Source organism: Paenibacillus sp. JJ-100 (genome assembly GCF_948329825.1).
Classification (GTDB): Bacteria; Bacillota; Bacilli; order Paenibacillales; family Paenibacillaceae; genus Paenibacillus.
The window spans coordinates 15,647-33,952 of sequence record NZ_CAOJCM010000010.1 but is presented as its reverse complement, the minus strand read 5'-3'; the positions used below and the strand labels follow the sequence as shown (position 1 = coordinate 33,952).

The window sequence follows — 18,306 nt, the reverse complement described above, 5'->3', positions numbered from 1 at the left end:
AGTCAATAATTCCTGTATTTTCCGGTGCATATTTTAGACGTTCACACTAGAGAAAAAGTTTCCAGTTATCCGAGAATTTTTTTTATAAATAAATTACGATAGACCAAGCTGATAAAAGTTAAAAAAAAACAGAAGAATTTGTCACTATTCCGCAACTAATTCCTGTGCCATTTGTTTTACTCTTGAAGGAATAGCGAAACAAGCTTAATCCTCACCTAATACCCAGAGTTACAGGAGGTTCATACCCATGACCACATCGTTGGATTCTTCTAAAAATAAAGGCATTCGTGCTCTTCTAGCAGCTACAGCCATTGCCATGTTGTTACAAACATCGCTATCCACAGTCAGCGGTATTGCTTCTGCCGCTCCTGCACCAAACGCCAAAGTGACTTCGGCCAGTTCAACCGCAATATACGAATCATTCCAAACCAAGCTATATCAGAAGAATGGACTGCCCGGTGCAGACCGTTATCTGGAATCTCATATTAGCCAGGTTACTCGCTATCACGCTACGTTGATGGTGTTACAGCTAGAGAACGTCCGTAACAAGGCTCTGACCGCCATGACTGACCGTATGCTCGTGCCCAATGTACAGGACCAGATGTTGAAAATCTACAAATCGAAAGATAGCTTCACCCAACTAATGTCACGCACGAAAGACAAGAATCTGCGTTCACTGTTGCAACAGGCCAGAGACAGCGGATATCGCATGGTTATGTTGGAGGGGGCCTTGTATCCTATCATGAATTATTCCGATTTTGATAAATATACTTCTTACGTGAACGAGGATATCAAACAGTACATCCGCATCATGGCTGTGGAAACAAATATCATCGCTGCTGAAGATGGAGCACTGATGATTGGATATCAGGAAATTCTGAACCGTGCCTTGAATCAGGAGACGTTCTTGAATGATTATCCGAAGTCTAACCGGACACGGCAGGTTCAGAACCTGCTGAATAACTATACCCTGTACACCTTTTATGGCCTGAACAATACACCTCTGTTCGATTATGAGACGAATACAATGGTTGCTGCGGCCCAAAAAGGTTACAAAGCTGTCTTACAACGTCATAACAATTCCGAGCATAATGACAGTGATCTTTTGAAAAAACTGGGGACGTTTATGGATGTCGTGGCCGATTCCAAGTTTGAAAAAACAGAAGCCGTCGAAAAATGGTTAGAACAGCATGTACCGGTAACTAAATACTCCAACCCATAACGCGAGTACATGTGAACACGCTTGAACCCCGGGATCATATATTCCATATGAAAATCAAAAAGACGAAGCATCCCCTTTCGGGAATTGCTCCGTCTTTATCGTATTTTTATGGTTGTTTAGACCGATGTTCTGGGCCCAAATTTCACTTTATTCGCGTTTAGCTACAAATCTGAGATCGATTTGATCATATGATAATACTCATGTCCTCCGATGAGAAGGACGTCATCCTGAATGTAGCCTTGACGTTCATAGAGACGTCTTGCACGCTCATTGTCCTGTTCCACGATCAGGGCAGTGCGTGTATGTCCAAGTCTGCGGGCATGCTGCTCAAAAGCAGCCATCAGTGCACGGCCGATGCCTCGCCCCTGAAAGCTTTCACTTACCGAGAGAGTATCCAGATAATACTCCCCGGGACGGGTTTCTTTTACCAACACATATCTCTCATCCTGATCACGTCCGGGCCGATCTATAATCGGCTGATCCAGTTGATCCGCATCATCTCCCGCATACGCCACCAGCATTCCGGCAATCTGTTCATCCAGTTCCATGACCATGATGTTCTGGTGACTAATGCGGTTATTCTCCTGGATAACGAAATCTCGCAAAATATCCAGCGTCCGCTCATGATCTGCTTCACCTGCAAGCGAATAGGCAATATCATCAATAGCCTGCACTAATAGCGGGACAATCGAATCTGCATCTTCTGGCCGCGCAGGTCTGATCTGAGGAGCTGGCTGCTGTCGATCTGGCTGTGTGTTTGCTTTCACTTCGGAGCGGCCCTCCTTTTCTCTCTTTTCTCTGTTCTTTTCTATTTCTGTTTCTGTTTCTGTTTCTCTATTCCGATCCTGTATCAGATGAGCATATTGAACAAGTTCATGTTTTTGTTCAGTTCGGTGTACGCGATGCCTTTCCGGTTCATACGTTCAATGAGCGGCTCGTAATCTTCTTTGTACATTAGCTCAATTCCAACGAGAGCAGGTCCATTTTCCTTGTCATGCTTTTTCGTATACTCAAATCTGGCAATATCATCATTCGGTCCAAGCACTTCCTCCAGGAACTCACGCAAAGCTCCTGCACGCTGTGGAAAATTCACCATGAAATAATACTTCAAACCTTCATAAATCAAAGAACGCTCCTTGATCTCCTGCATACGGTCAATATCATTATTACCACCGCTGATCACACAGACAACCGTCTTGCCTGCAATCTGCTCCTTGTATTGCTCCAGTGCAGCGACAGCCAGTGAACCGGCAGGCTCAACAACGATGGCATTTTCGTTATACAACTCTAGGATGGTCGTGCAGGCTTTGCCTTCTGGAACCTTCACAATGTCATCCAAAAGGTTGCTACAGATGTTATAGGTCAGATCCCCAACTCGTTTCACCGCCGCACCATCTACGAATTTATCAATGTTCTCCAGCGTAACCACTTGTTTGCGGAACATCGCTTCACTCATGGAAGCTGCTCCAAGCGGCTCAACGCCGATGATGCGTGTCTCCGGACTCACCGTTTTCATATAAGTTCCCACACCAGCTGCAAGACCGCCACCACCGATGGTTACAAATACATAATCCGCATTCTCGTCAAGACTTTCCATAATCTCCATAGCGACTGTCCCGTTACCTGCAACAATCTTGGGCTGGTCAAACGGATGAATGAACGTCATCCCGTGTTCATCACAAGCACGCATTGCTTCAGCATATGCATCATCATACGTATCTCCGATCAGGACCACTTCCACGTTACTCCCACCAAAACGCCGTACTTGTTTCACCTTCTGATTAGGCGTTGTGCTAGGCATGAAGATTTTGCCATGAATCCCAAGTGCATTACAACTGAATGCAACACCTTGTGCATGATTACCTGCACTGGCACAGACGATTCCTTTCTCCATCTCTTCCGGACTCAAGCTGCGAATCATATTGTAAGCACCACGAATTTTGAAGGAACGAACGACTTGCAAGTCTTCCCGCTTCAGATACACGTTACAATTATATTTACCTGATAATACAGCATCACGCTGCAATGGGGTTCTTACGATGACTTCACGCAGCACATGGTGTGCACGCACGATATCTTCCATACTGACGCTGACCTGTCCGGAACCTTCGTTTTCTTGTCCGGTCCCAGTCTCAGTTGTTTCTTGATCCATTGGTTTCAACTGTCTCACACTCCACTTATTTGTTCTATATAGTCACACACTGCTATTCTTTTTATTGTATCACTTTTGGTCTGTCCTTGCGTCTGATTCAGCATATGACACTGCTCCCAGTACACTGTATATTTTACCAAACAATGTCCCGGCTCTTATGCTTTCTTCTTGTCCCATATCATTCGCAAAATCTCATCAATAATGATCTCAGGATCTGTGAACATGACCAAATGTCCCGAATGTGGCGCCTCCACCCATCTCGCATTGGACAGCTTGCTCACCGTCTGTTGATGGGCTACAACGATGGCGGGTCTGATCTTGCGTTCCCCCTTGCCCGGCCGGGTACCTGAGACGATACTGACTTCGAGATCATCCAATCTCGGAGGCTGTTCTCGTAGCCTTTTCATATCTTGCACGAAATCCTTGGTCTCCGCCGCTACGGTTTGGGCAGCTTGTACCGTATAATCCTCACGAAGATGATCTGCAGCAACATCAGCAGGCTGAGTAAGGAACTCTTTGAAGCCAAGGAACCGATATAGACCCAGACGGGCCAAAAATGGAATGAGTACACCATTCAGCGAAAATCCCCATTTTGCTAACCTGGAAAAATACAACTTTAAATGCTCATCTGACGGATCAACAAGGACAAGCCCTCTCAGACGAGATAGATCTGCTGTCGCAGCCGCACGGACAATCGGCCCTCCCCAGCTGTGTCCCACCAGAATGAATGGACCTGATCCCAGTGCTGCTAACAGCTCATTCAGATCTTCCGCCATCCGAGCCAGCGTTCGCGGCGAAGCATCAACATCACTTCGTCCGGCTCCTGCTCTGTCGTATACAACCGCGCGCGCATACTTCGCAATGACCGGTGCAACCAACCCCCATGATGATCGGGAAACTCCCATCCCTGACTCAAAAACCACGGTATATTCCCCTGTTCCCTTGGACATATAGTGTAGCTTGCGACCATCCCTGGTTTGAATATATGTACTGGAACCAAACGTATGTAAGTCAGAACTATGGCTCATTCTTTTATCCTTCCTCTCTACGAGTCCACACTCTACTTTGCTATTCCCACCTCTAAATGAAAATCATTATCAGTTGTTAATTATACCTTTTTCCTGGCCAAAAAAGAACACCCGATCCATGATCGGATCGGGCTTAATGCTTAGCCTTGCAGCTGCTGGCCACACAATATATAACCTCTCGGCTATGTGCCTACTCTCGGCCAAAGCCTCACTCTATCTAGATCCAAGAATGGACCCCTACTCTCCGATTCACGTTCTGCATCCTCTGATGACTCCGATCCATAGGCCTCTTACGCCCATCACTACTATCCACGGATGCCCTGTTTCTTGTTGTTCATCTGTTCCAATAGATCATTCATGGTTTCCTCCGTCAACGCACCACCGCTGAAAGCTACAAGTGCCCGAAGAGGCATATGCTTCATCATGGCGTTCATCATATCCGCATGTTCGCTCTCGCCAGTCTCATCTCCACCACCGAAGCCGCTAGCTTCCTGGAATTGCTGCAAAGCCTGTTCCAGCAGCTTTTTATTCGCTGGGTCCTTTTGAATATCGCCAAGCGTGCTGTTACGTGTATACGTTGGAATGAATGTAGCCGTGGATTCAACGTTCACCCGAGTCTGCATACGAATATCACGCGAAGAACTGCCTACCTGAATGTCGAATTCACCAGTCTCCACATGCCAATCTTTCATATCCACATTATAATAGGCGAATGAACGTTTATTCAGAGTAAAATGAACCGTTTTGGACTCACCAGCTTCCAGTGACACCTTCGCAAATCCTTTCAACTCCCGATCTGGACGAATCACCGTACTCTCGACATCACTCACATACAACTGTACAATTTCTTTCCCTGCACGTTCTCCGGTGTTGGTGACACGTACTCGCACTTGCAACTCATCCAGATCCGTTATTGATGTACGATCCACCTGCAAATCGCTGTATTCGAATGTTGTATAACTCAAGCCGTAGCCAAATGGGAACAGCGGCTCCAGCTCTTTTTTATCATAATATCGATATCCTACGAAAATACCTTCCCGATAATCCACTCGATCTGCCTCCCCGGGGAAGTTCAGATAGGACGGATTATGACTAAGTTTGGCAGGGAACGTCTCTGCCAATTTGCCAGATGGGTTCACTTCACCATACAGCACATCGGCGATTGCTCCTCCAACGGCCTGTCCACCTAGATAGGCTTCAAGTACAGCTTGAACCTGTGGCAGCCATGGCATCTCTACCGGAGAACCATTGCTTAATACCACCACCACACGAGATTGCACCTTGGCCACTTCTTCAATGAGTCGAATGTGATTTTCCGGTAAACGCAAATGTGTACGGTCGTATCCTTCGGATTCATAACGATCTGGCAGGCCAACGCATACCACAGCTGTATCTGCTGCTTGTGCAACCTGAATGGCCTCCTGCATCAGCGTGTCATCCACATCATCGGCTTCAATCCGATACCCTGGCGCATACGTAATGGTGCCCCCCTTCCCTGCTACGTCAGTCATCTCGTCCACCATATCGTCGACACGTGTCGGATTGATGTGAGAGCTGCCGCCGCCCTGAAAGCGAGGTTTACGCGCAAAGGCTCCGATCACGGCAACGTTGCCCTCCCGGTTCAGCGGAAGCAAGCCATCTTCATTTTTGAGCAATACCATACTCTCAGATGCAACTTTACGTGCCAGTTGATGATGTTCATGCTCGTCGTAAGAAGCTCCTTCTTTCTTATGATCAACCGCTTTGAAAATAAGGTTCAGCACACGCTCCACTGCTTGGTCAAGCTTGTCCAGCGGCAGCTTTCCGCTCTCTACCGCATCGATGATCTTACGTTCACCAATGCCGCCACTCGCTGGCATCTCCAGCTCCAGTCCAGCGGCAAGTGCATCTGCCCGCTCATTCACAGCGCCCCAGTCAGATACCACCAAACCTTCATGACCCCATTCATCCTTCAAAATGTCGGTCAGCAGCCATTCATTTTCACCGGCATACGTGCCGTTCACTTTGTTATAGGAACACATCACCGTCCACGGCTGTGCGTCCTTCACTGCTCCTTCGAAGCTGGCCAAATAAATCTCGCGAAGCGTCCGTTCATCTACCACCGCATCGACCGACATACGTCGTTCTTCCTGATTATTGACTGCAAAGTGTTTGAGTGACGTACCTACGCCTTGACTCTGAACCCCCTGAATATGAGCGGTGGCCATCTGCGTTGATAACAGCGGATCTTCGGAGAAATATTCGAAATTTCGTCCGCCCAGCGGTGAACGTTTGATATTTACCCCTGGCCCAAGCAGAACCGCTACATCCTCAGCCTGACATTCTTCACCCAGAGCCACGCCGACCTGACGTGCCAGTTCGGTATCCCAAGAACTCGCCAGTCCTGCCGCAGAGGGAAAACAGGTTGCAGGCACACTTGCCGTTAATCCCAGATGATCTGCACTACCGTCCTGCTTACGCAATCCGTGCGGCCCATCCGTCACTAATATGGATGGAATGCCGAGTCGTTCCACCCCTTTCAGATGCCAAAAGTCGAGTCCTGAGCACATCCCTGCTTTTTCTTCCAGTGTCATCTGCTGGACCAGTGCTTTGATGTTACGTTCCACATGAACCCCTCCATTTCAGATTGTAGTGTAATCCCACCATCTCAAATGTTTACCCGGTTAATTACGTTTACATAACACTCTCATTCAATTTTGAATGCTCTGATATGGAAATGGCCTACGAGGCTTCCCAAGCCAACTCCAATGATATTCAACTGAACTCCTTACTAAATTCAGCAAAAAACAGCCTGATCTATTGATCAGACTGTTGTGTAATGCCCTAGTAGTTCATTGCATAAATATTGCAAACCTACCGTACTCCGAATAGATGCTCCCTGCTGTTCAAGTTCTTACCTGTAGGAAGCATTCATTGCTTGAAGCGTTCTTTAAGCTTGCGACTTGTACCATGCTGCGGCTGCTTCTGCCTCCGTACGCGTTAGCTGGTGCCCTTGACGTTCCCAATGCATATGCACATCAGCACCCGCACCGCTCAGCAGAGAAGCCAACTCTTCCGTTTCACGTCTTGGCACAATTGGATCATTCTCTCCTGCACCGATGAACACAGGTAGTCCTTTCAGATCAGGAAGGGTCAGTCCGCGCAGCGGAACCATTGGATGGTGTAGAATTGCTCCCTTGAATACCTCTGCCTGATGGAACATCAAGCTTGCCGCAATGTTAGCACCATTAGAGTAACCTAATGCATAGACATTCTTACGGTCGAATCCGTATTCCACCGCAGCAGCATCGATAAAAGCTCCCAGCTCCGTTGTCCGTGCGATCAGATCCTGCTCGTCAAATACACCCTCCGCCAGGCGGCGGAAGAAACGCGGCATACCGTTCTCGGAGACGTTACCCCGCACCCCTAATATTGCTGCACCCGGCGCAATCATCTCTGCCAGCCCAATCAGATCATTCTCCGTACCGCCAGTACCGTGCAGAAGTAGCATCGTCGGTGCATCTGGTTGCGCACCTGCTCTATAGATATGTTTCATTGTAGATGTACTCATAACTTAAACCTCTCCTTTCCATTCGCGAACTTGAATCGGTGGCAATAGTTGTTCGATCTGCGCACGTTGTGGCTCGTACCATTCAGGCAGCATTAATTTCTCACCCATCGTCTCTTGCGGCTCATCACGCGCAAACCCTGGAGGGTCTGTAGCAATCTCGAACAGAATACCGCCTGGCTCCCGGAAATATACCGCATTGAAGTATTGACGGTCAATCACTGGTGTTGGGTTATATCCCGTTTGATCCAACTCTTGTTGAATCTGTTCATGCTCAGTGTAATCTTTGGCACGCCATGCAATATGATGCACTGTTCCTGCACCGCCGATCCCGCGCTGGATGCCCGTCGATTGAATATCGATGATCTGTCCCAGATCACCGCTCGCACGCAGACGGATCAGTCCATTTTCTTCGCTGACCTGCTCCAGACCAAGCTTGCTGACAAGAACGTCCATCGTTTTTTCAGGGACATGACTGTAAAGCACCGCACCGCCAAATCCTTTGATCGCATGCTCCGGAGTTACACCGTTGAAGCTCCACTGGCTAGATTGACCGCCCTCTCGCTCAACCAGTTCAAGGAGTAATCCCCCTTTATCGAAGAAACGAATATATTGTTCACCGAATCTGGTTTTATTTTCATACGGGATATCAAAGGAAGCGAGACGTTCTTTCCAGAATGACATACTGCCTACGGGCACTGCATAGACGGTAACCCCGGTTTGTCCTGAACCAATCACACCTCTTCTTGCATTCTTCTGTGGGAAAAAGGTAATGATCGTACCCGGCGCACCCTGCTCATTGCCGTAGTACAAGTGATATACATCTGGTGCGTCAAAGTTAATCGTCTTCTTCACCAGACGGAGTCCCAGCACCCCTGCGTAAAAATCTACATTTTTCTGGGCATCGTCAACAAAAGCTGTAATATGATGAATTCCTGACGTTCTGAACATAATCTCCACTCCCTTGATTTTTTATTTATGGACTATATCTTGGTTGTAGTAAGCTTCTATTATTTACTAAAGCTCTGTATTTACTGCATTAGTTGCATTAGATACATTAGATACATTAGTTGCATTAACAGAACTATCAATCCATCTTCATTTATCTTTATTTTAAGATTCTTTAATATTATATTAATCCTTTTCTCAAGATTACGCAAGTGTTTTACTTTAAAATTAAGATAATCTCCATGCGCATCTCGACAGTCGGTGCTTCATTCGAGATAAAGTGGACGACACTCCATTAAAAAACAGGTTCCCCACTAGGGGAACCTGTTTCTGACCACACAAGCTATTACATTAGTTTTACATGCAGCTTGATTTTGGCTCTTTTTTATACCAGCTTCAATTTCTTTGGTGGGTTCACCAGATCTTTATGCTCGTACTCATCCTTGATATCCCCAACAATTTCTTCAAGGATATCCTCCATTGTCACCATACCAATGGTAGCACCCTCATCGTTTTTGACCGAAGCAATATGCACACGACTTTGTTGCATCTGAACAAGTACATCTTTGATCGGTGAACGTTCCGAGAAGCTCGGCATCGAATGCATAAACGTATTCATACTGAACGTTCTGCCAGCGGCTACACTTGTCAACGTTTGTTTAGTATTAATAAAACCAACAAAGTGATTTGTATCGCCGTTTGCAATAACAGGATACCTCGTATATTCATGCTGGTTAAACACTTCAATAATCTGATCCAGCGGCATTTCCTTATTTATGGTAACGATCTTGTTCCGAGGAATCATGATTTCCTGGAGCAAACGCTCATCAAACGCAAAAATGTTTTTGAGATAATCTAACTCAGTCTGGTTAATCTCACCACTCTCATAACTTTGGGCCATAATCAGCTTCAATTCCTCTTCGGAGTGAACCGTGTCATGCCCGGCTGGCTTAACACCAAATATGCTCAACAATACACGTGCTGCCCCATTCAGCGCATAGATGAACGGGTTCATGATTTTACCAAACCAGTAGAGTGGTGGTGCAAGCATCAGCGTCATCCGCTCTGCATACTGAATCGCAAGTGTCTTAGGTGCAAGCTCACCAATCACGACATGCAGGAACGTGATTACAGCCAGTGCAATACCGTAAGAAAGTACGGTGGACAGGGCCGCAGGAACCTCTAGGCTCTGAAACAATGGATGAAGCATCTTTTCAACAGTCGGTTCACCTAATGCCCCCAACACGAGAGCAGTAATGGTAATGCCCAGTTGACATGCAGACAGATAATAATCCAGATGTTGTGCTACTTTTTTGGCGACCACAGCTTTTTTATTGCCTTCTGAGATCAATTGATCGATGCGGGACATCCGCACTTTCAAAATAGCGAATTCAGCTCCTACAAAAAACGCGGTCAAACCGATAAATACAGCTACTAAAAACAAATTTAAGGCTATTATTCCGTCCAATGATTTCCCTCAGGATGAGGGATTCACCTCCATTAAGTTTAGAAATATACTTACATAGCTTCTTTCAAGTTAGGGTTATGCCAAATCGCTTGCAGGTTCCTCAACCTCAGGGCCATTGACACGCTCAAGCAACACCTGCTTGATGTGATAATTCTCAGCATCCACAACGGTCCAGACATAGTCACCGTGTTCAACCGTATCTCCTTTTTCTACACCGACACCCTTCTGGTACTGAATCCATCCGGCAACGGTATCCATCTCTTCATTACCCTCGAATACAATCCCGAATTGCCGCTCCAGCTCATCCAGAAGTACACGTCCGTTAATCAGGTACTGGTTTTCTCCGGTCTCCTGAATGTCTGCCACTTCATCTGCATCGAATTCATCCCGGATCTCACCAACCAGCTCTTCCAAAATATCCTCCATCGTTATGATCCCTGAAGTACCGCCATACTCATCGACGACTACAGCCATATGCACCCGTTCTTGCTGCATTTTAATCATCGCATCCTGAATCGGCGTCACTTCAGATACAAACGGGATTTCACGCACGAAATCACTTAATTGTCGTGCCCGCGTGGCGACCATATCCGGCAGAATCTTCTTCACATTTACAACACCGATAATACGATCTTTGTCCCCGTCTTCAATCACGGGATACCTTGAATAGTTATGCTCATCGAAAATAGGAATGATATCATCATAAGTCATATCCTCATTAAGCGTGATTAGTTCGGTACGTGGAACCATGATGTCTTTGGCGTCACGTTCATCGAACACAAACACATTTTCCAGATACGAAAGTTTGGTTTGATTACTCTCATCGCCTTCATAACTCTGGTTCATAATAATTTTAATCTCGTCCTCGGAATAAGCTTGATCATGTCCGGCTGGTTTAACACCGAATCCACGCAGGATTACACGAGATGTACCGTTAAGCGCCCAAATAAATGGGGACATAACTTTACCAAACCAGTACAGCGGTGGCGAGAGTAATAACGTCAGTTTTTCCGAGAACTGAATCGCCAGCGTTTTAGGTGCCATCTCACCAACAACGACATGCAAAAACGTAACGAGAATAAAAGCTATCGCATAAGAAGCAATGGCCGTGGCAGAGGCAGGTACGTCCAAATAGCTGAACAACGGATACAACAATCTCTCTACAGTCGGTTTACCTAGTGCTCCGAGTCCCAGAGCCGTAACCGTAATACCAAGCTGACAGGCAGACAGATAATAGTCCAGATCCGATACAACCTTTTTGGCAAGAACAGCCTTCTTATTGCCTTCGGCAACCAGTTGATCCACCCTTGATGTACGAATTTTAACAACAGCAAACTCTGATGCGACAAAAAAAGCAGTCGCTACGATCAAGATGATAAGCAATGCGATATTTAATATGGTAATTATGTCCAAAGACTTCCCCGATTCTCAGGGATTCACCTCCAAAGATAGTTACAGCGTACTTCGTTAACGTTAATGCCGTTAACCTCTCATGTGCTGTTTTAGTTGTCAGATGCCATGGGCAATTGGTGCTTAGAAACGTATATAAAAAAATCAATTTTTGATCACTTCTGTATAAGTCGCACAATGACCTTGTAAATCTAAAAACAGGAATACAAGATGAAGTCAATGACGTGCAGAAACGATTTTAATCAAAACGGGCTTCCCCTTTTGGTGTCTACTGTTTCTTAATCAACTCCACCTAGATTCTCCATTTGGACAATTTACAATATCGCCTACCCAATAGATATCCACCTCCCAACGTAACGATTCCTGTTTCCGAAAAGTATATCATGTTTGCAACCCAACCATCCAGTTGCACGTTATGGTTTGGAACAAGCTTACAGTATAGTATTCACAGATTAATCTATATGTATGTTATGCTTTGGCATGCTAACGAGCGTATTGTGTCTGTAACAGCTTTGAGATCGTATGCTTGCACTTTACTTTATTTTCACTATAACTATAACTATAACTATAACTTTAGCTTTTAATCTTAGTGTTAAACTTCGGACTATTACTCCTGATAATTTACTGATTTACTACCCGTTCCGTTTGGATATAAAACAGTTTCATTGGCTTTCGTTCAAGCCTGCTCAGACTTTACAAATGCAAGAATACAACTTTTTTCAAGGGATATATGTAATACGTAGCAAAGAGCCCGCAGGATGCAAATACCTTTCGGTATCCCATCTTACGGGCTGTTTAGCTGTTTAGCTGTTTAAGTTAAGAAAAAACTGATGCTCGGCAATTATACCAAAGCTTTGGCTGCAATGTCGGAGCGCTGATGTTTGCCTTCGAATTGAATCCGCTCTGCCTCAGCATATGCCTTGGCTCTGGCTTCTGCAATATCTGTGCCGAGACCAACAACGCCAAGAATACGCCCGCCGTTCGTTACCCAGTCTCCAGCTTCATTCCGTGCTGTTCCTGCATGGAATACAACAGCCTCTTCAACTTGATCCAGTCCCTCGATCACAACACCTTTGGCGTACGGGCCCGGGTATCCACCTGAAGCTAGCACGACACATACAGCAGCTTCGTCGCTCCATTCAATCTCCAGATCAGCCAATTTCCCATGAACGGTTGCCCAGAAAATCTCAAGCAGGTCACTCTTCAGACGCGGTAACACTACTTGTGTTTCTGGATCTCCAAATCGAGCGTTGAACTCAATCGTTTTAGGTTTGCCATCCGGGGATATCATCAAACCTGCGAACAATACACCGCGGAACGGACGTCCTTCGGATACCATTGCTTTCGCCGTTGGCTTGATAATCGTCTCTACCGCTTCATCAATAATGGATGCCGGAATATGTGGAAGCGGAGAGTATGTACCCATTCCACCTGTGTTAGGCCCCTGATCATTATCGAAGACCGGTTTATGATCTTGCGCAGCAGCCATGGGGCGAACCGTCTCGCCATCAACAAAGGCCAGAATCGACATTTCCTGTCCGGCGAGGAATTCTTCAATAATCACTTTAGCTCCAGCTTCGCCAAACACCTTATCGACCATAATATTGCGAAGAGCCTGGTTCGCTTCTTCACGGGAGTAAGCGACGGTAACCCCTTTACCTGCTGCGAGTCCGTCCGCTTTAATGACTACAGGAATCACTTGTTTATCCAGATATGCCTGAGCCTGCTCGTAGTTATCGAACTTCTCATACGCAGCTGTAGGGATGTTGTATTTGTGTAACAGATCCTTCATAAATGTTTTGCTTCCCTCAATCTCGGCTGCGTTGCGACGTGGGCCGAAGACAGGCAGGCCTGTCGAGTCAAATGCATCCACGATGCCGTCTGCGAGCGGATCATCCGGTCCGATGACGACGAAGTCTACTTTTAGTTCAACAGCCAATGCTTTAAGCTTGTCGAATTCATGCACCGCAATCGGGTGACACTCTGCGAGTTGTGCAATACCCGCATTCCCTGGTGCGCAATGAATCTTGCCTGCCTTTGGACTTTTCGCCAGTGCCCAGATAATGGCATGTTCGCGGCCACCGCCGCCGACTACCAATATATCCATTCGTCTGATCCCCTCTACACAAAATTTTCTGAATTTTCAATATGGAAACACATGAATTGCTTCTTTTCCTGAAAAAAGGAGTGTCCCATTCGTCATGAGCATGACAGGTGACACTCCTTATTTACACTTGCCGTTGTAGATGAGAGAGCATTTGAATTTCATATGTTTCCGCTCATTCTATGACTCTCTAACCTGCTCAACACTTGTTCTAGTGTTTAAAATGACGAACGCCAGTAAATACCATAGCAATGCCGTATTCATTAGCTACTTTGATGGATTCTTCGTCTTTGATAGAACCACCTGGTTGAATAACTGCTGTAATGCCGGCTTTTGCTGCCAGTTCAAGAGTATCGCCCATTGGGAAGAACGCATCGGAAGCGAGAACTGCGCCTTTGGCCTGCTCACCAGCTTGCTCGATTGCAATTTTAGCAGCACCGACACGGTTCATTTGTCCCGCACCAACGCCTACTGTCATATCATTCGCAGCAAGTACGATAGCATTGGATTTCACATGTTTAACCACTTTCCAACCAAACAATAGCTGTTTCAACTCTTCTTCGGAAGGTGCACGATCTGTCACGACGTTAAGCTCGCTTGCTTCAATGGAGTGTACGTCCGATTGTTGTACAATCATGCCGCCGTCAATAGACGTCACCACGAACTGGCTTTCACGGTTGCGAGCTGCACTCAGTTCACCTGTTTTGAGCAATCGAATGTTTTTCTTTTTCGTCAGGATCTCCAGTGCTTCTTGGGTAAAATCAGGTGCGAGTACGATTTCCAAGAAAATCTCACTCAGTTTGTTCGCAGTATCACTGTCAATGATACGGTTCGCTGCCACAATCCCACCAAAAATGGATGTTGGGTCAGCAGCGTAAGCTTTGCCGTATGCCTCATAGATGCTTTCACCGATCCCCACGCCGCAAGGGTTCATGTGTTTTACGGCTACGACTGCAGGCTCTTCGAATTCTTTGACAATCTGCAAGGCTGCGTTCGCATCGTTAATGTTGTTGTAAGACAGCTCTTTTCCGTGCAATTGCTCGGCAGTCGTCAGTGTGTCCTGCGCAGCCAGCGGTTTACGGTAGAATGCCGCCTGTTGGTGCGGATTTTCGCCGTAACGCAAATCCTGGAGCTTTTCATAAGTAACGGTCAGGCGCTCTGGTAACGGATCACCATTGATGTTGGACAGGTAATCGGAGATGAGCGCATCGTAAGCCGCAGTATGGCGGAACACTTTTGCCGCAAGCCGTTTGCGTGTTTCCAGCGTCGTATCTCCGCTAGTGCGTACTTCCTCCAGCACTTGGCTGTAGTCAGCAGCATCCACAACTACGCTAACAAAGGCATGGTTTTTAGCTGCAGAACGAAGCATGGTTGGACCGCCGATATCAATGTTCTCGATGGCATCTTCATAGGCTACATCCGGTTTAGCGATGGTTTCCTGGAAAGGATACAAGTTAACAACAACCAGATCGATGTAGCCCAAACCAAGCTCCTGCATTTGGCGTGTATGCTCTTCGTTATCACGAACAGCGAGCAAGCCGCTGTGAACTGCCGGATGCAATGTTTTGACACGTCCGTCCATAATTTCCGGAAATCCAGTTACGTCTGAGATTCCGATGACAGGGATGCCTTCCTTCGACAACAAGCTGCTTGTACCTCCTGTCGAAATGATCTCCACACCCATTTGCGACAGCTCGCGGCAAAAGTCCACGATGCCTGTTTTATCCGATACGCTGACCAGCGCTCTTTTGATACTCACAATATGCTCCTCCTTTTTTTGTCCCATAAGCTTCGCGTTTCCTGACGAAACACAGATGATTTATTTCCCGAGAAATATCACAAAATGCGTACCAAGTTTCGACTTCTGTTATATAAGTTGAACCTTGTGTTTACACTAGACACTCTGATGAAAGAACAACCTTACAATCGCTGTTATCCCCAGATTTTTTGGATTCCCTTTTCTCAAGGGAAAAATCCGGTGATAAAGGCGAAACCTATGCTTCCGATGTAGCTTTCTTTCAGAAAGCTTTTAGCTTCGCTTTTCCAGGTTTTTTCTATCCTCTACGTTAACCTGTAAAAAGAGGGCAACTTATATCAAACCGGTTTGTTAACGGTGACGTGGCGTCCGTCTAACTGGACCAAGCCTTGTGCGAACCAGGATACGACTTCAGGGTAAAGCTGCTGTTCAGCTGCGTGAATGGCTTTGCTGATCGTTTCTACTGTATCCCCTGGCATCACTGGAACCGGATGCTGGGCAATAATTGGTCCGGTATCCATTCCACCATCCACAAAATGCACTGTCACACCTGTTACTTTCACTCCATAATCAAGTGCTTGTCCAATGGCATCCTTGCCTGCAAACGCCGGCAGTAGCGATGGATGAATATTAATCAGTCGACCTGCATAACGATCTACCATAACCGAGGTCAGTAATCTCATATAACCTGCCAGCACAACCAGATCAATCTGTTTTGATTCCAGCACCTCGATAATCTCTGCTTCATAAGCTTCACGTGAAGCATATGACTTAGGCGTAAACAGATGGCAGTCTATACCTGCCTCCTGTGCTCGCTGCACAACGCGTGCAGCAGGTTTATCACAGACAAGCAATTCCACCGAAGCATCCAAGGCACCATTCCGTGCTGCATCGACCAAAGACTGGAAGTTACTTCCTTCCCCTGAGGCAAATACAGCAATATGGTAGTTTGTCATTAAACATCCGCTCCTGTGAAGGTTACTCTCGCATCTCCTTCAGTTACACGGCCAATGATGTACGCTTCTTCTCCAGACGCCTTCAATTGTTCCAAGGTTTTCTCTGCATCCGCTTCGCTCACAACTAATACAAGCCCGACGCCCATATTAAACGTAGTGAACATATCACGATTCGAAACATTGCCTTTTTGTTGTAACAAGTTGAAGATTGGCAGAATCGGCCATGAGCCATAATCAATATCCACGTTCACGTTGCTTGGCAGCATACGCGGGATATTTTCTATAAATCCACCGCCTGTAATGTGAGCCATGCCTTTGACATTGACATTTCCTAACAAGGACAACAGTGGTTTTACATAAATTTTCGTAGGCTCCAGCAATGTATCTCCCAGTTTGCCGCCAAGCTCTGCCACTTCAGAATGCAGATCCAAACCTGCCTCTTCAAGCAGTAATCTGCGCACCAGAGAAAAACCGTTACTGTGCACACCGCTGGAAGCCAGACCGATCACTGTATCTCCAGGTGCAATAGTTGTGCCGTTAATAATCTTTGCTTTGTCTACGATACCAACAGTGAAACCCGCGATATCATACTCCCCTTCACTGTACATACCCGGCATCTCAGCTGTTTCACCGCCGATCAGCGCGCAGCCGGACTGATGACAGCCTTCTGCAATCCCGGCAACAATCGCTTCAATCTTCTCCGGGATGACCTTATCACATGCGAGGTAGTCCAGGAAGAAAAGCGGCTCTGCCCCTTGCACAACGATGTCATTCACACACATCGCTACCGCGTCGATACCGATTGTGTCATGACGATCCATGGCAAATGCAATTTTTAGCTTGGTTCCAACACCATCTGTACCGGAGACCAGTACCGGCTCATCATATTTATCTTTGTTCAATCCGAACAGAGCACCGAATCCACCCAGATCGGTCATGACTTCCGGACGGAAGGTACGTTTAACGTGTTTTTTCATCCGTTCAACCGCTTCATTCCCTGCCGCGATATCCACGCCGGCCTTTTTATATGCTTCGGACACAACCCTCACACCCTTCGTATCTTGTATAAATCGAGCTGAACATATTTACACCGCACACTCCGATGACAGAATAACCTGGAGAGTAGCGGTTATCCCCAGATTTTTTGATTCCCTTTTTTCAAAGGGAAAATCAGGTGATAAAGGCGAACGCCTATGCTTCCGATGTAGCTTTCTTTCAGAAAGCTTTTAGCTTCGCTTCTACAGGTTTTTTCTGTCCTTCCCGTTTATGTGTATATGAAAAGTCTAACTCATTTATTGCTACTCATCTCTAACAGATGAATCTGTACCAATTCAAAACCAGCTACGCCCATTGTAATGTACTGACTGTACTCTTCTGGTGGAACCATTCGAATGAATTCGTCACCGTTGTATACCCCACCGGCGCACTGGAATATTTGAAGTTCCTTCTTCTCAGGAGTCAGCGGGATGTTACCGATGATTTGCCATGTTCCGTCCTTCAGCAATTGGGGCGATGTGAAGATCACATTGCTCTTACGTTTACCGTAAGAATAGACAAGGAATTCGCTATCTTCCAAACTTACGGTTTCGTCACGCTGAATGCTCATCACGCCGAACGAAAATGCTTTTTTGAAGCGATCTCTCAGTGCACATACAATCTGACACACAGCAAACCGTCCATCATGCATCGGAATAAGAAAAATATCGCCTTCATTA

The 18,306-nt window shown here is 46.4% G+C and carries 14 protein-coding genes; 1 reads left to right on the top strand and 13 read right to left on the bottom strand.

Going from position 1 to position 18,306, the window contains the following annotated elements:
• The first annotated feature begins 247 nt into the window (after window positions 1–247).
• Window positions 248–1,222 (top strand): hypothetical protein, encoded by a 975-nt coding sequence (locus PQG66_RS23085; RefSeq protein WP_272040181.1) that lies wholly within the window; start codon window positions 248–250, stop codon window positions 1,220–1,222.
• A gap of 161 nt (window positions 1,223–1,383) precedes the next feature.
• Here the strand turns inward: PQG66_RS23085 and PQG66_RS23080 are convergent, their stop codons facing one another.
• The 13 genes from PQG66_RS23080 to PQG66_RS23020 form a co-directional block, all read right to left on the bottom strand.
• Window positions 1,384–1,989 (bottom strand): GNAT family N-acetyltransferase, encoded by a 606-nt coding sequence (locus PQG66_RS23080; RefSeq protein ID WP_272040180.1) that lies wholly within the window; start codon window positions 1,987–1,989, stop codon window positions 1,384–1,386.
• Between the two features lie 83 nt (window positions 1,990–2,072).
• Entirely contained in the window at window positions 2,073–3,374 is a 1,302-nt protein-coding gene (gene ilvA / locus PQG66_RS23075; RefSeq protein ID WP_272040179.1) for a threonine ammonia-lyase IlvA, read from the bottom strand.
• A 155-nt stretch (window positions 3,375–3,529) separates the two neighbouring features.
• Window positions 3,530–4,402, bottom strand: a complete 873-nt coding sequence (locus PQG66_RS23070) for an alpha/beta fold hydrolase (RefSeq protein ID WP_272040178.1) — start codon at window positions 4,400–4,402, stop codon at window positions 3,530–3,532.
• A 305-nt stretch (window positions 4,403–4,707) separates the two neighbouring features.
• Window positions 4,708–7,008, bottom strand: a complete 2,301-nt coding sequence (locus PQG66_RS23065; protein ID WP_272040177.1) for a beta-glucosidase family protein — start codon at window positions 7,006–7,008, stop codon at window positions 4,708–4,710.
• Window positions 7,009–7,331: 323 nt separating this feature from the next.
• The gene (locus tag PQG66_RS23060; protein ID WP_272040248.1) at window positions 7,332–7,937 is read right to left on the bottom strand and encodes an alpha/beta hydrolase; all 606 of its coding nucleotides are present in this window, start codon (window positions 7,935–7,937) and stop codon (window positions 7,332–7,334) included.
• Window positions 7,938–7,955: 18 nt separating this feature from the next.
• Window positions 7,956–8,903 (bottom strand): ring-cleaving dioxygenase, encoded by a 948-nt coding sequence (locus tag PQG66_RS23055; RefSeq protein ID WP_272040247.1) that lies wholly within the window; start codon window positions 8,901–8,903, stop codon window positions 7,956–7,958.
• A gap of 379 nt (window positions 8,904–9,282) precedes the next feature.
• Window positions 9,283–10,365, bottom strand: a complete 1,083-nt coding sequence (locus PQG66_RS23050) for a hemolysin family protein (protein ID WP_272040176.1) — start codon at window positions 10,363–10,365, stop codon at window positions 9,283–9,285.
• A gap of 75 nt (window positions 10,366–10,440) precedes the next feature.
• Window positions 10,441–11,778 (bottom strand): hemolysin family protein, encoded by a 1,338-nt coding sequence (locus PQG66_RS23045; RefSeq protein WP_272040175.1) that lies wholly within the window; start codon window positions 11,776–11,778, stop codon window positions 10,441–10,443.
• A gap of 838 nt (window positions 11,779–12,616) precedes the next feature.
• Window positions 12,617–13,882: a phosphoribosylamine--glycine ligase gene (gene purD / locus PQG66_RS23040; protein WP_272040174.1), complete on the bottom strand. Its 1,266-nt coding sequence runs from the start codon at window positions 13,880–13,882 to the stop codon at window positions 12,617–12,619.
• 208 nt (window positions 13,883–14,090) lie between these two features.
• Window positions 14,091–15,638 carry a bifunctional phosphoribosylaminoimidazolecarboxamide formyltransferase/IMP cyclohydrolase gene (gene purH / locus PQG66_RS23035; protein ID WP_272040173.1) on the bottom strand — a complete coding sequence of 516 codons (1,548 nt, stop codon included), beginning with the start codon at window positions 15,636–15,638 and terminating at the stop codon, window positions 14,091–14,093.
• A 335-nt stretch (window positions 15,639–15,973) separates the two neighbouring features.
• Window positions 15,974–16,591 carry a phosphoribosylglycinamide formyltransferase gene (gene purN / locus PQG66_RS23030; RefSeq protein ID WP_272040172.1) on the bottom strand — a complete coding sequence of 206 codons (618 nt, stop codon included), beginning with the start codon at window positions 16,589–16,591 and terminating at the stop codon, window positions 15,974–15,976.
• On the bottom strand, window positions 16,591–17,631 hold the full coding sequence (purM, locus tag PQG66_RS23025; RefSeq protein WP_272040171.1) for a phosphoribosylformylglycinamidine cyclo-ligase: 1,041 nt from the start codon (window positions 17,629–17,631) through the stop codon (window positions 16,591–16,593). Before purM ends, purN begins: the two co-directional genes overlap by 1 nt.
• 248 nt (window positions 17,632–17,879) lie before the next feature.
• On the bottom strand, window positions 17,880–18,293 hold the full coding sequence (locus PQG66_RS23020; RefSeq protein WP_334220804.1) for an immunity 26/phosphotriesterase HocA family protein: 414 nt from the start codon (window positions 18,291–18,293) through the stop codon (window positions 17,880–17,882).
• Window positions 18,294–18,306 lie beyond the last annotated feature (13 nt).

Excerpts from the sequence above, each read along its gene's own strand:
- PQG66_RS23085 (WP_272040181.1), top strand. The coding sequence starts at position 248 with ATGACCACATCGTTGGATTCTTCTAAAAATAAAGGCATTCGTGCTCTT.
- ilvA (WP_272040179.1), bottom strand. The coding sequence starts at position 3,374 with ATGGATCAAGAAACAACTGAGACTGGGACCGGACAAGAAAACGAAGGT.
- PQG66_RS23070 (WP_272040178.1), bottom strand. The coding sequence starts at position 4,402 with ATGAGCCATAGTTCTGACTTACATACGTTTGGTTCCAGTACATATATT.
- PQG66_RS23060 (WP_272040248.1), bottom strand. The coding sequence starts at position 7,937 with ATGAAACATATCTATAGAGCAGGTGCGCAACCAGATGCACCGACGATG.
- purD (WP_272040174.1), bottom strand. The coding sequence starts at position 13,882 with ATGGATATATTGGTAGTCGGCGGCGGTGGCCGCGAACATGCCATTATC.
- purN (WP_272040172.1), bottom strand. The coding sequence starts at position 16,591 with ATGACAAACTACCATATTGCTGTATTTGCCTCAGGGGAAGGAAGTAAC.